Genomic DNA, 13,052 nt, shown 5'->3' with positions numbered 1-13,052 from the left:
TTATAATAGGCGGTGAACCCACGGATAACGAAGAAAGGACAATACAATGCAGAGGAGCGCGCTTCATCACAACGAGCGCTCAAGATCCCCCAGCACCTTTCGGCGAATGTCCTGCAACTCCGGCACATCTGGCAGCAGGTCTCCCACGGCATGGGCCATTTTCCGCTCCGCCAGCAAACGACGGGACGCGGGAAAGTTCAGATCATACACCCAGGTGAGAAGAAGAAGCTTGAAATCATTAACCCATCGCATGGCGCGGTAGTCGGCGAGTTCCCCCTCGCGTACAGCCTCTACAATCTCCGGCGTATAAGCCGTTTCGTCGTACTGGAGCCCCAAAACAACAGCAGGATTATCCCGGCAGGCCGCCTCACCCAGATTTTCCAGCATAACTTTGTAAATATCCAATTTATCGCTGTCACGCACCACACGCAATGCGAAATCCATATCCTCGGGCAGCCCCGACGGCACTTCCTTTTTATTGTGGAGGTAGATAGCTCCTATGATCGTTTTCCGGTCGGCGGAGTCTATTTCGTCCAGCAGACGATCACGTAAAAGGGCCTGCACCGACAGACGTCCATGGTCTTCGGACTTGGAATCGTCCATTGTCCCGTATTTTTCCAACTGCGGGAAACGTCCCAGATCATGGTACAACGCGGCCAGAAGCACGGTCTGGTTCAAATGGTCGGAGCGCTCCAACTCCTGCACAAGACAAAATGCATTGTCCAAAACCCGCAAGGAATGGTCGCGTTTGATGACCAGATTCTCCGCCTTGCCGTCCGCCCGTTCAACATATTCCCGGGCAATGGCGCAAAACCTCTCCGTATGAGCGCCTACCAACGGGAATTTCCCGTTCATGTCCGCTCTTTTCTCCACTCGTACTGTTCCTTGGTAATTTCCCCACTGCGATATTTGTCTTCAAGGTGTTGCAATTCCTTCTGACGCATTTCCTCGTATTCCCTGTCCAGTTCCTTGTCCCGAAACTTACCGTTGGGGCCGTATAAAAAACGGAGGAAAAGACAAATACCCGCAAAAATTGCAGCCACAAACAAAAACTTGGCCGCCGTCGGCCAGAACCCTTCGCCATACCCCCTGCTGAACGGCCACATGAACCAGTCGGAAGTGGCATTGCTGGCAATTTGCTTGGCTGCCTGCCCTATATTCTGCACATCCATCCTTATGATTTCCCAATCGAAATTTTAGATCTGAAACCCCATCCGATACCCCTGTTTGCACGCTTTCCCCGCTCCACTCCGAAAACTTGTGGCAAGCTACCGGAAAAAAGTCCAGCAAAGGGAGAATACAGAAGAGGCGCCGCGTTCTACCTGTTCTCAAAGCCGGGCCAGAGTACGTCTACCGCATTGGCATGGCAAGATGTAAAGGACGGATCACTTCCCTCACAAAATGACTTTTTCTTGCCATTTTCCCCTGGGTTGCGGCAACAATTCCCCGCGGCAATCGTCAATAAATTGGGGGGACAGCCGCTCCGTTTTTCTGGAATCCGGCCTCCACCCGGTTTTCCCATCCCCGTCCGGCTCTGGCTTTTTCCGACAATAATCGTTAGGGATTACACTGTCTGAGCATAATCAAGCGGGAGGTCCCATGCGCGCTCTCATTGTTGAAGACGACTTCACAAGCAGAAAACTACTCCAAAAGATACTATCTCCTTATATGGAGTGTGACATTGCAGTTAACGGCCAGGAGGCTGTGGATGCTTTTCGCATGGCTGCCGAGGAAGGCAGACCTTACGACTTGATAACCATGGACATAATGATGCCCGAGATGGATGGACAGGGAGCGCTCAAGGAAATTCGGGCAATTGAACGCAAAACCAACACGCCATCGGAAAAAGAATCAAAAATAGTCATGACCACGGCGTTGGACGACCCCAAAAACGTGGTGGAGGCCTATTACAAAGGCGGAGCCACATCCTACGTGCCCAAGCCCATAGACAAGCATATGCTTTTACATTTGCTCCAAAACCTGGGCCTTATCGAATAATTTGACGCTCCCCCACCATTGACATTCGGAAACCAGGACGTATTTTTTCGAGTAATGTTTTCAACGTAAAAAAATCTGACTTTTTTTGCAGAACCATCCGATCGTTACAATACAAATTGTACGCGGTTTTGTTCGGCAACCATGCAAAACACGCAGGTAAATCCACCCTGCCGCTTGACGGCACACAATGAACCCACCCGTTTACCAAGGAAAAAATCAATGAAACGACTCGCGCTACTGGGCTTGCCGTTCCTTATTTTCGGTCTGATCATGGCCGCGACCGAAATAGCCCACGCCAAACGCTTCGGCGGAAGCCGCTCCTTTGGGTCCAGCCCTTCGTACAGCCGGTCAGCTCCGCGCCCGGCCCCCAGTTTCGGCACCAACCAGAAGTCGACCATGCAGCGCCCCGGAACCACAGGACAGCGCGGATTCGGCGGAATGGGCATGTTCGGCGGCTTGCTTGCCGGCTCCTTGCTCGGTTCGCTCTTTTTCGGCCGTGGATTCGGCGGCGGATTCGGCATCTTCGACATCCTCATCATAGGACTGGGTATTTATTTTCTGATGCGCTTTCTGCGTTCCCGCCGTCCGCGGGAAGATATGTCGGGAATAAACCCCACACGCAGGGCAGAGTATACGAGGTCCGGGACAAATCCTTACAATGCGGCAGACGCCGCCTGGGACAACCTCAGCTCCGAACCGCGCAGGCCCATGGGACCGCAAGGTGAAGGGTCCGATCCCTCCGTGAATACGCCTCCGGGATTTGATGCGGATGAGTTCATCAAGGGGGCAAAGGCGGTCTATAACCGCCTGCAGCAGTCCTGGGATGTCCGCGACCTGGACGACATCCGCGAATTCACCACGGATGCCGTATACAAAGAAATCAAATCCCAGGCCGAAGAGGACCCGCAGCCTTCCAAAACCGAAGTGCTGCTGGTCAACGCCCGTCTTCTGGAAGCAAAGCAGGAAGGCGAAATAACCCATGCCACGGTGTACTACGACGTTATGATGCGCGAGGATGTCTCCCTCAGCTCCACGGAGCAGGTACGGGAAGTTTGGCATTTTATCCGCGACAGCCGCGATGCCTCCTCGACCTGGAGGCTGGACGGAATCCAGCAGCTTGAAGATTAGCGAGCCGTTGCGTAAAGTGCTTTGCAGAAAGATTACGCCCTTTCCATAAAAAACATCCCCGGAGGCTTTTGCTTCCGGGGATATCTGCCTCTCAACCTCCTTCTGCGCAGTATTTTTTTTTGTAAATCGGACATTTTTCTCTGGCGTTCCACTTCGATTATTGGTACAGACTTCCGTTCCGTCGCTCCGTTACACCCTGCGGTCGCGTGATCGACCCACGACGGAAATCGAGTATGGCAATTCTCTTCGTGTAATGAAGAGCCCTAAGGAGTTAGCGGCAATGAAGACATGGACACCCAAGCCTGAAGACCTTAGGCGCGAATGGGTTCTGGTAGACGCCGAGGATAAAATTCTCGGCCGCCTGGCGACCCAGGTCGCCATGCGTTTGCGCGGCAAGCACAAGCCCGAATTCGCCCCCCATATGGATAACGGCGATTTCGTGGTTGTAGTGAACGCTGAAAAAATTCGCGTGACCGGCAACAAGCTCGACGCCAAGAAATATTACCGCCACAGCGGACACCCCGGCGGCATCAAGGAAATCGGGCTGCGCGATATGCTCGCCACCAAGCCCGAAGAGGTCATTCGCAAGGCAGTGCGCGGAATGCTCCCCAAGAACAGCCTGGGTCGCCAGCTTCTGAAGAAGCTGAAGATCTATGCTGGTACTGAGCATCCGCATGAAGCCCAACAGCCTCAAAAGATTGAACTCTAATTCGGAGACTTTCCTATGAGCCAGGAATTTTTCTACAGCACCGGACGCCGCAAAAATGCAGTGGCCCGCACACGAGTATACACCGGCACCGGACAGATCGAAATCAATGGTCGCCCCTACGAAGAATACTTCCCCAGGGCAACATTGCAGATGATCATCCGTCAGCCCCTGAACCTGACCAAGACAATTGGCAAGTTCGATATTAAAGTTAACGTCCAAGGCGGCGGTGTGGCCGGTCAGGCCCAGGCCGTTCGTCATGGAATCTCCCGCGCCCTTCTCGAAGTGGATCCGGACCTGCGTCCCGCCCTCAAGAAGGCCGGTTTCCTGACCCGCGACGCACGTTCCAAGGAACGTAAGAAGTACGGTCAGCGTTCCGCTCGCGCCCGCTTCCAGTATTCGAAGCGTTAAGCCGAGACGGATTGCGGTCTACGCAATACGCACTCAAAAGGCGAAGCCGCATGGCTTCGCCTTTTTTATTTTCCCTTTGTCTCCCCTCCTGCTCTCAGACGACTTCACTCCCCCGTACAAAAGAAGACCTACATCTATTCGGTTGTCAGCTTCGTGGTTCGTAATCTCTTGTAAATTTTTAAAGCCTTATTCAGATCACTTTCTCCATCTCCTTGCGCAGTCCATCATCCATCTCCCCCCAGTCTCCCCCAGTCTCTCCCTATCTCCGCCTGTCTGGGGCCCCGTTGTCAGAAAAAACATGCTCTGGGGCTTTGAAGTTCCAAGTATTTTTTCTCCCCCAGCTTGATCCAGGCCGTAAACATGTGTAATCAATTAGAAGAGCAGAAAAGTCTTTATACATGGGAAAGGTCATGCCTGAATACGAGCAGATACAGAATCAACTCCGGTCGATCGTGCGTGTCGTATCCTGTGAACTCGAGCGGGTCGAGGACACGCTGTATTACCTACAGGCATTGACGAACAAACTTTTCAAAGAGACTTCCAAAGACGATGAAAGGATAGACAGCTGGCTTGCGGAGGCACATTTCGAAGTTGGGGAAGACGGTTTTTTCCTCAGCATTCCGCATCTGGAAGCGTTCAGAAAGGGAACTTTGCCGGACGACATACTAAGCTATTCCTGGCCTCCCGACCAACAAAACAACCCAGAAGCAAGATATCGCCTTTTTTGCCACAGAAACGTGAGCAATATACTCAAACTTGTGCATGAACGGATGCACGGGTCTGTATGGATATATTACCAGGATGTCTCCAACACATCATTTCAATATCCATACATAGATCAGATAACGGCAATAACTCCAGACTTTGAATGGAGCAGCTACCATACCTATATCTCTGTTTGCCCCCAAAGCAATCCAACACACCAAGTATGCTGGTCTGCGCCGCATATCGACTATGCAGGAAAAGGGCTCATAGTCGCGGCATCCATTCCTATATATGTAGAAGATCAATTTGTTGGCTTATGGAGCATAGACATCCAGGTTGAAACCCTCGTCCGTCACGAAATTCTCATATCCAACCGCAAGACACAATTTACCTGCATCATAAACAACACAGGAACATTAATTGCTTCCAGCCTGGGCATTACAACCAAAAAAATGAGCAAGGGAGAAGTATCCCTCATTCCCTTTGCAGAAGTGCATGCAATGTTCAAAAGCCTTGACCCTGCAACTCTTTTCGAAAGCCCAAGCGGCTATGCAAACGTTAACGTAGGAGAAGAATCCTACCAGATCCACTGGGAAAAAATATCCGGTTTGGCCTGGGTTTCCGTCATGGTCATTTCGACCAATGAACTCATCAGCACGGCCAAGAAGCACTTTACCCAGGCCTTTCAAAGTCTTGGGAGAGGCGATACAGGGACTTTACCCCTGGTGGAACATTTTCCAGAGGAAATGCTGGAACTTGCCAGAGAATACAACGACATGGTCGTCAAACTCGGCAAGAGCCATCAAATCCTTTTGGAAAAAAATATCGAGCTTACCGAGGAAAAGTTGAAGGCCGACGCCGCCAATCGGGCCAAATCGACTTTTCTCGCCAATATGAGCCATGAGCTCAGGACGCCCCTTAACGGCATAATCGGCATGCACCAGCTGCTCAAGACCACGCCCCTTGACGAAGAGCAGGACAACTATGTGAGCCTGGCGATTCAATCCGCCAAACGGCTTGCCTCCCTCCTGGGCGACATTCTCGACCTCGCCAAAATAGAATCAGGCAAACTCAGCGTGATGGAACAGCCTTTTGAAATGATGGAAGTTTTTGAATCCCTGGAGCAGCTGTTCGGACTCTCCTGCAAGCAGAAAGGCATAGAGCTTGCGATGTACATCGACGACGCCGTACCCAAAGTGCTTGTCGGCGATCATTTGAAATTGACCCAGATACTCAACAATGTCGTCGGCAACGCAGTTAAATTCACGAGCAAAGGTGAAATTACCATAGAGGCCTACAATCTTCCGACAGGTTCATCGGATGTTCGGGTACTCTTCTCTGTTTCCGACACGGGAATCGGTTTCGAAGAAGACATTATTGAGATGCTGTTCGAACCGTTTACGCAGGCGGATGATGGATATAAACGGGCCTACCAGGGGGCTGGACTGGGCTTGTCCATCGTCCGGCAGCTTCTTCATCTCATCGGTGGTCATATTTCTGTTGCAAGCGTCCCAGGCAAAGGAACAACATTTCATTTCTGTCTGCCCTTCAAACCGGCTGAAGGGCAGACTGCCGAAATCGAAATGTCCTCCAGAATCGGAAGCGATACATGTCCGAATTCCTCGGCCATCCTGATTGTGGAAGATGATATGATCAACCGCACGGCCATCCAGGCGATTCTCCAGAAAGCAGGCTACCAGACCATCTCGGCTGAAACTGGCGAGGAAGCGCTTCACAGGCTTTCCGAAACACTTTTTTCCCTCATCCTTATGGATATCCAGCTTCCGGTCATGGACGGGGTAGAGGCTACCAAAGCCATCCGATTGGGAAAAGCGGGGAAGAGAAACAAGGATATTCCAATAGTGGCGATGACTGCATATGCAATGTCGGGGGACAGGGAAACTTTTATCTCGGCTGGCATGAACGAATACATGTCCAAGCCCATTGATGCCCCCAAGCTGCTGAAGGTTATTTCCTCCCTTCTCAATTGCGAGGCAGCCAAAACCATTTTCCAGAACAAGAGGTGAACGGCCTTCACGCGGTCTTGTGCAGGACTTTTGGGGGAGATATTTGTCCCCGGAAAATTTGCCACGCTCCCGGCATTGTCACCCTCTCTTTACACAATCCTAACTTGACAGTTGAAGCACTTCATTCCAAAGATTCTTTTGCTTGTTTTCCAAGAAAACCACACAAAAAAGAACATGCCCAGACGAACACGCATGATGAAGGAATAGCCACAGCAGTTCTCCCGGACAAAGCTGTGGCCCTTGGGGTACTATGAAGCCTGTCTGCAGTTTTCTTTCCCGTGCCTCCCGGCCCCCTTTCGCTACTGTGGTTGTCATACTGTGTTCCTGTTTTTCCCCTCCACACATTTTCAGGACTACCCGATGAAACGCCCAAAGATGCTCCGCACCGGTCTTTCGACCACTGTACTCTGCCTGTGCACGCTCATTCTCCTTGTTTCCTGCGGTTCCCAAGCCCCCAAAAAGAAACATGAAAAGATAATTCCCGTTACCGTGGCGGCGGTCAGCAGCGAAGACGTCCCCTACACCCTCAGTGCAGTGGGTAACGTAACTCCGCTAGCCACGGTCGACGTCAAATCACGCGTTGGCGGCATCATTGAAAAGCAGTTTGTCCGCAATGGGCAGGACGTGCGCAAGGGCGATCTGCTTTTCCGCATCGACCCACGACCTTTCGACCTGGTGATAATGGAGGCCAAGGCCAAGCTCGACCGCGACCGCGCCCATCTGGACAAGGCCCGTGAAGACCTGCGCCGCTATTCCAAGCTTCGCCAGATGAACGTGGTTGCCCAGGAACAGTACGACAACACCTATGCCGAAGCGACGTCGCTGGAAAGCACCATCCGGCTCAATGAAGCCGAGCTGAAAAAGGCCGAACTGGACCTTGAATACACGGCCATCACGGCTCCCATTTCAGGACGCATAGGTGTTGTGCAGGTTAACGAAGGCAACGTCATCAAGGCCAACGACGACCGTACATTGTGTGTCATCAACCAGATTCACCCCATCAACGTTTCCTTCTCCCTGCCCGAACGCTACCTGGGCGAGATAATGGAACGCCTGGCACAAGGGCCAATGAAAGTGATGGTGGCCCCGTCCGGCAACAACCAGCGCAAGGCCGAAGTGGAACTTGCGGCAGTGGACAATGCAGTGGACTCTTCCACCGGCACCATCCGCCTGCTGGCTTCCTACCAGAACAAGGACAACATGCTTTGGCCCGGTCAGTTCGCACGCGTCCACGTTACATTACGAACCCTGCACAACGCTCTGCTGTTGCCCACCGGAGCGATTCTTCCCGGTCTGGAAAGTTCGTATGTGTATGTGGTTGTTCCCGATAAAAATAACGCCGAGAGTGGGACGGTTGAGCCGCGCAATATAACCACGTCCATCATCGTGGGAAAACGCACGGTAGTCGACTCCGGCCTCAAGGAAGGAGAGGTGGTCGTATTGGCCGGACAGGTCGCCCTGCAACCCGGCGCCAGGGTCAGCATAAAAAACACACCAAAGGCTGAGAAACAAACTGAAGGAAACGAGGAAGCACGGCAATGAACCCTTCCTCCCTTTTCGTCCGCCGCCCCGTCATGACCACCCTGGTCATGGCCGCCATTCTCATTTCCGGCATCATGGCCTATCTGCGCCTGCCGGTCAGCGACCTTCCCAGTGTCGACTTTCCCACCATCGAGGTGCAGGCCAACCTTTCCGGAGCCAACCCGGAAACAATGGCCTCGTCCGTGGCCACCCCCCTGGAAAAACAGTTTTCCACCATTGCCGGGCTGGATTCCATGACCTCCATCAGCAACCTCGGCTCAACCCGCATAACACTTCAGTTCAACCTGAACCGCAACATCGACGACGCAGCGCTCGATGTGCAATCGGCCATCACCACGGCCCTGCGCAAACTGCCCGACGACATGACCTCCGCTCCCAGCTTCCGCAAGGTCAACCCGGCGGACTGGCCCATATTGTACCTGGCCCTTTCCTCGCCCACGGTACGGCTCTCCGACGTTAACGAATACGCGGAAAACGTCATGGCCCAGCGTATTTCCATGGTCAACGGCGTGGCCCAGGTTATGGTTTACGGATCGCAAAAGTATGCAGTGCGCATTCAGCTGGACCCGGAACGGCTGGCCGCCATGGAACTGGGGGTGAACGAAATCGCCGATGCCGTCCGCAAAGGCAATGTGAACCTCCCCGTAGGCACGGTGGCCGGACCGGTGCGCGAATACATTGTACGCTCCAACGGGCAGCTCATGCAGGCAAAGGACTACCGGCCTCTGGTGGTTGCCTGGAAAAACGGCTCGCCCGTGCGCCTGTCCGACGTTGCCGACGTGTTCGACAGCGTGGACAACCAGCGGCGCCGCAACTGGTACAACGGCGAACCGGGCATGATTCTCGCCATCCAGCGCCAGCCCGGCACCAACACGGTGGAGGTCGTCAACTCTATACGAAAACTGCTGCCTTCGTTCCAGGCGCAACTGCCTGCTGCCATCAAGCTGAACGTCCTGTACGACCGCTCCGAATCCATCAAGGAATCCGTGGAAGACGTGCAGTTCACGCTGCTGCTCACCGTTGTCCTGGTCATTATGGTCATTTTTCTTTTTCTGCGTAAAATTTCGGCCACCCTCATTCCCAGCATGGCCCTGCCCATGTCGGTTATCGGGACTTTTGCCGTAATGTATCTTTCCGGCTTCAGCCTGAACAACATCACGCTCATGGCGCTCACCCTTTCCGTGGGCTTTGTGGTGGACGATGCCATCGTCATGCTGGAAAACATCGTACGGCATACGGAAATGGGAAAAAGCACTCTGGATGCAGTGCTCGACGGATCGCGTGAAATCGCCTTCACCATCGTTTCCATGACAATCTCCCTGGCAGCGGTTTTTCTTCCGGTGTTGTTCATGGGCGGCATTGTCGGGCGGCTGTTCCACGAATTCGCCGTTACCATATGCGCATCCATTCTGATTTCCGGTCTTGTCTCCCTGACGCTTACGCCCATGCTCTGCAACCTCATCATCCGGCCCAATACGCAGGAACGCCACGGGGCGATATTTACTTTTTTCGAGCGAGGCTTTGAAGGGTTGCGCCGGGTCTACTCCCACACCCTGGACTGGACCATCCGCCACCACCGCCTGACCATGACGGCCTCCATCCTTGTGCTGGGGCTGACAGGATTTCTTTTTCACGCCATCCCCAAGGGCTTTCTGCCCAGCGAAGATACCGGGCGGCTCATGGCCCGAACCGAAGCCGAACAGGGCGTAGCTTTCGACACCATGATGCAGCGCCAAAAGGCACTGACGGACTTTGTAGCCAAAGACGAAGCTGTGGAAGGCTACATGTCCGTGGTTGGCGGCGGCGGTCCCAACAGAGGGGGAAACTCCGGGCGCATCATGTTCGACCTCAAGCCTACAAGGGAACGCGACGACATCAATACTGTAATGCAACGTCTGCGCCGCAAACTTTCACAGGTTCCGGGCATACGGGGGTTCATTTCCAACCCGCCGCCCATACGCATCGGCGGGCGCAGTTCCAAGGCGCAATATCAGTTCACACTGCAAAGCCCCAATACGGAAGAATTGTTCCGCGCCACCAGGGCAATGGAAAAGGCCATGCAGACGCTTCCCGAGCTGCAGGACGTGACCTCGGATGTGGAATTCGACAACCCGGAACTAGATATCACCATAGACCGGGACAAGGCCTCGGCCCTCGGCGTCAGCGCCTACCAAGTGGAGAACGCACTCTCAACGTCGTTCGGCAACCGGAAGATATCCAACATCTATGCGCCCACGGATACCTACGACGTCATCATGGAACTGGCCCCGGAGTATCAGGCCAACCCCTCGGCCCTGGCCATGCTTTCGATCCGAGCCCAGTCCGGCAAGCTCATCCGCCTGGATACGCTGGCCCAATGGAAACTCGGCGTGGGGCCGCTGTCCATCAACCATTCGGGGCAGCTCCCCTCCACAACCATATCCTTCAACCTGCCTCCGGGCGTCTCGCTCGGGCTGGCCGTCGCCAAGGTGGAGGAGCTGGCGCAACGGGTTGTGCCGCCGTCCGTAAGCACGAGCTTTCAGGGCGAGGCGCAAGCCTTTCAGGACTCCATGCGCGGCCTGTGGCTGCTTCTGCTCATGTCCATTCTGGTCATCTATCTTGTGTTGGGAATTTTGTACGAAAGTTTCGTACATCCGCTGACAATCCTTTCCGGACTGCCCTCGGCAGGCGTGGGAGCGCTGGCGACGCTCATGCTGTTCGGAGTGGATCTGAACATCTACGGATTCGTGGGGATCATCATGCTCATCGGCATCGTCAAGAAAAACGCCATTATGATGATCGACTTTGCAGTGGATGCGCAACGCAGGCAGAACATGGACGCCGTAACCGCCATACGGGAAGGCGCCCTTATCCGCTTCCGGCCCATCATGATGACGACCATGGCGGCGCTCATGGGCACCCTGCCCATCGCCCTCGGGCTTGGCGCGGGTGCGGAGGCCAGAAGGCCCCTCGGCCTTGCCGTAGTGGGCGGGCTGATGGTGTCGCAGCTGCTGACGCTGTACTTCACCCCGGTCTATTACATGTACATGGATGCGGCTCAGCAAAAGATACGCCGCCTGTTCGGAAAAAAAGGAAACACGAAAAGCGAGCCGAGCGCGGCGAGATAATTGGCGGGACACATTTTTTGGCTGGCGCCAATGGGCTTTCCCACAGCTCCTCAATGGACACCGGAAAGGCCTGCTTCCCATTATTCCGTGCGAGCCTGCCTTCCGGCAGTGAGGAGAGCAACACCGACCGGCAAGCCGCACGGACGAAACGAATTTTCCGAAGCGCTATACCAGCCCACGCTTGGAAGCTTTGATTGGGTTGATCAGCTTTTTGGTCGTCTGGGTCACAACCTTGATTTTGTTCTTGTGCTCTTCAAACATATCCACCGGGGAATATCCCAAATTTTCCAAACGTTGCACAAACTCTCCGCGCCGGATGCCATAGCGGTTTATATCGGCAAGTTGAGCGTCCACCCGGTCCGGGGTGGTGAAGTACAGCCCCTTTGAATCAATCGCCAGGAGATAGGTTTTGTTGTCTTCCTCAATTTCCTGAATAATCATATCGCGGGTCGTGCCGAAGCGGTTGATGCGTTCCATGCGGCCTCCAAGGCGTTTTTTGGGTTATATTTCGAGGCTACGCTATTGATATTGAAAACCAAAGTCAACAACAGCTCTTATATTTGCCAACGTCCCAAACCTCATTTTTCACACCATCACCCGCACGGCTTTCCCTATTATTCCATCTCTACCTCAAATTGAGTACTGCCCGTTATCTTCACTCGCACCATGGCCGCCTTTGCCTCGCGCTCCCCCAACGTTATGACCAACAATTTTCTGGAGGACCACCACTCGCGGCAGTCCCCATGGACAGGCCGGGACAAGGTCAGACAAGATCAGACGATCCACGCCGCAGGCGAACAACGCACGGCAGAGGATACATCCATGCCGCGCCTCCGCAGGCAGCACTCGGGTCAGACCAAATAGGGAAACGGCTTCCGACTAGATAACGTAGGCCAGTTCCTTTTCCGTGGCTTCCTGGCATCTGACGCACAACCGGGCTGTCGGTTGCGCTTTCAGGCGTGCCAGGCCGATGTCTTCTCCGCACTCTTCGCAGCATCCGAAGTCGTACACATCGATACGCCGCAGGGCATCCTCAAGATCCCCCAGCTTCCGTGCATCGCGTTCGCGCATGACGAGATTCATATTGTACTCGCTTACACGAGAGGCATACTCGTTGTCGTCGGCGCAGCTTTCCAAGTGATCAAGTTCGGCCTCAGCACTTTTGAGATTTTGAATGCTTTCCTGGAGAAACCTTCTGATTTCCGTCCGCTGAATTCCATTCATGGCTCTACCTCGCAGTCTGATGAGTTACAGGGCCTTGCACTTTTTCTTTGCAATATCCCTATGCCCCAGCACTGTAGAGAGGCGGTCACCATCCTGTTACATTTCAACGAACTCCAAATCTGTGCGTAAAAAGACACCAACTTTCGCGCCACAGGCAGACATGCCACTGGTTCTATGTCGTCCTGCAAGCTGCAGTCGGCAGGC

General features: G+C 53.9%; 11 protein-coding genes. 7 read left to right on the top strand and 4 right to left on the bottom strand.

Going from position 1 to position 13,052, the window contains the following annotated elements:
- Positions 1-66 precede the first annotated feature (66 nt).
- Positions 67-855 (bottom strand): HD domain-containing protein, encoded by a 789-nt coding sequence (locus tag ACI0FJ_RS00820; RefSeq protein WP_424297955.1) that lies wholly within the window; start codon positions 853-855, stop codon positions 67-69.
- Positions 852-1,172: an SHOCT domain-containing protein gene (locus ACI0FJ_RS00815; RefSeq protein WP_424297954.1), complete on the bottom strand. Its 321-nt coding sequence runs from the start codon at positions 1,170-1,172 to the stop codon at positions 852-854. The genes ACI0FJ_RS00820 and ACI0FJ_RS00815 overlap by 4 nt, the downstream gene beginning before the upstream one ends.
- A gap of 427 nt (positions 1,173-1,599) precedes the next feature.
- Between ACI0FJ_RS00815 and ACI0FJ_RS00810 the strand changes: the two genes are divergently transcribed.
- The 7 genes from ACI0FJ_RS00810 to ACI0FJ_RS00780 all read left to right on the top strand — a co-directional run bounded on the left by ACI0FJ_RS00810 (position 1,600) and on the right by ACI0FJ_RS00780 (position 11,624).
- Complete coding sequence (locus ACI0FJ_RS00810; protein WP_424297953.1) at positions 1,600-1,998, top strand: response regulator; 399 nt, start codon at positions 1,600-1,602, stop codon at positions 1,996-1,998.
- 219 nt (positions 1,999-2,217) lie between these two features.
- The gene (locus ACI0FJ_RS00805) at positions 2,218-3,126 is read left to right on the top strand and encodes a Tim44 domain-containing protein (protein ID WP_424297952.1); all 909 of its coding nucleotides are present in this window, start codon (positions 2,218-2,220) and stop codon (positions 3,124-3,126) included.
- A 280-nt stretch (positions 3,127-3,406) separates the two neighbouring features.
- The gene (rplM, locus tag ACI0FJ_RS00800) at positions 3,407-3,835 is read left to right on the top strand and encodes a 50S ribosomal protein L13 (protein WP_424297951.1); all 429 of its coding nucleotides are present in this window, start codon (positions 3,407-3,409) and stop codon (positions 3,833-3,835) included.
- 15 nt (positions 3,836-3,850) lie between these two features.
- The gene (gene rpsI / locus ACI0FJ_RS00795) at positions 3,851-4,243 is read left to right on the top strand and encodes a 30S ribosomal protein S9 (RefSeq protein WP_424297950.1); all 393 of its coding nucleotides are present in this window, start codon (positions 3,851-3,853) and stop codon (positions 4,241-4,243) included.
- Positions 4,244-4,653: 410 nt separating this feature from the next.
- A complete protein-coding gene (locus ACI0FJ_RS00790; RefSeq protein WP_424297949.1) occupies positions 4,654-6,975 on the top strand; it encodes an ATP-binding protein in 2,322 nt (773 codons plus the stop codon).
- Between the two features lie 360 nt (positions 6,976-7,335).
- Complete coding sequence (locus ACI0FJ_RS00785) at positions 7,336-8,517, top strand: efflux RND transporter periplasmic adaptor subunit (protein ID WP_424297948.1); 1,182 nt, start codon at positions 7,336-7,338, stop codon at positions 8,515-8,517.
- Positions 8,514-11,624: an efflux RND transporter permease subunit gene (locus ACI0FJ_RS00780; RefSeq protein ID WP_424297947.1), complete on the top strand. Its 3,111-nt coding sequence runs from the start codon at positions 8,514-8,516 to the stop codon at positions 11,622-11,624. The genes ACI0FJ_RS00785 and ACI0FJ_RS00780 overlap by 4 nt, the downstream gene beginning before the upstream one ends.
- Positions 11,625-11,789: 165 nt before the next feature.
- Here the strand turns inward: ACI0FJ_RS00780 and ACI0FJ_RS00775 are convergent, their stop codons facing one another.
- Together ACI0FJ_RS00775 and ACI0FJ_RS00770 are read right to left on the bottom strand one after the other, a co-directional pair.
- Positions 11,790-12,101 carry a hypothetical protein gene (locus ACI0FJ_RS00775; protein ID WP_424297946.1) on the bottom strand — a complete coding sequence of 104 codons (312 nt, stop codon included), beginning with the start codon at positions 12,099-12,101 and terminating at the stop codon, positions 11,790-11,792.
- A gap of 402 nt (positions 12,102-12,503) precedes the next feature.
- Complete coding sequence (locus tag ACI0FJ_RS00770) at positions 12,504-12,848, bottom strand: TraR/DksA family transcriptional regulator (protein ID WP_424297945.1); 345 nt, start codon at positions 12,846-12,848, stop codon at positions 12,504-12,506.
- Positions 12,849-13,052: the final 204 nt, after the last annotated feature.

Source organism: Desulfovibrio sp. 7SRBS1, from assembly GCF_049723905.1.
GTDB lineage: Bacteria > Desulfobacterota > Desulfovibrionia > Desulfovibrionales > Desulfovibrionaceae.
Note: the sequence above shows the minus strand (reverse complement) of the source record. Positions and strands in the feature narration are given on the sequence as shown.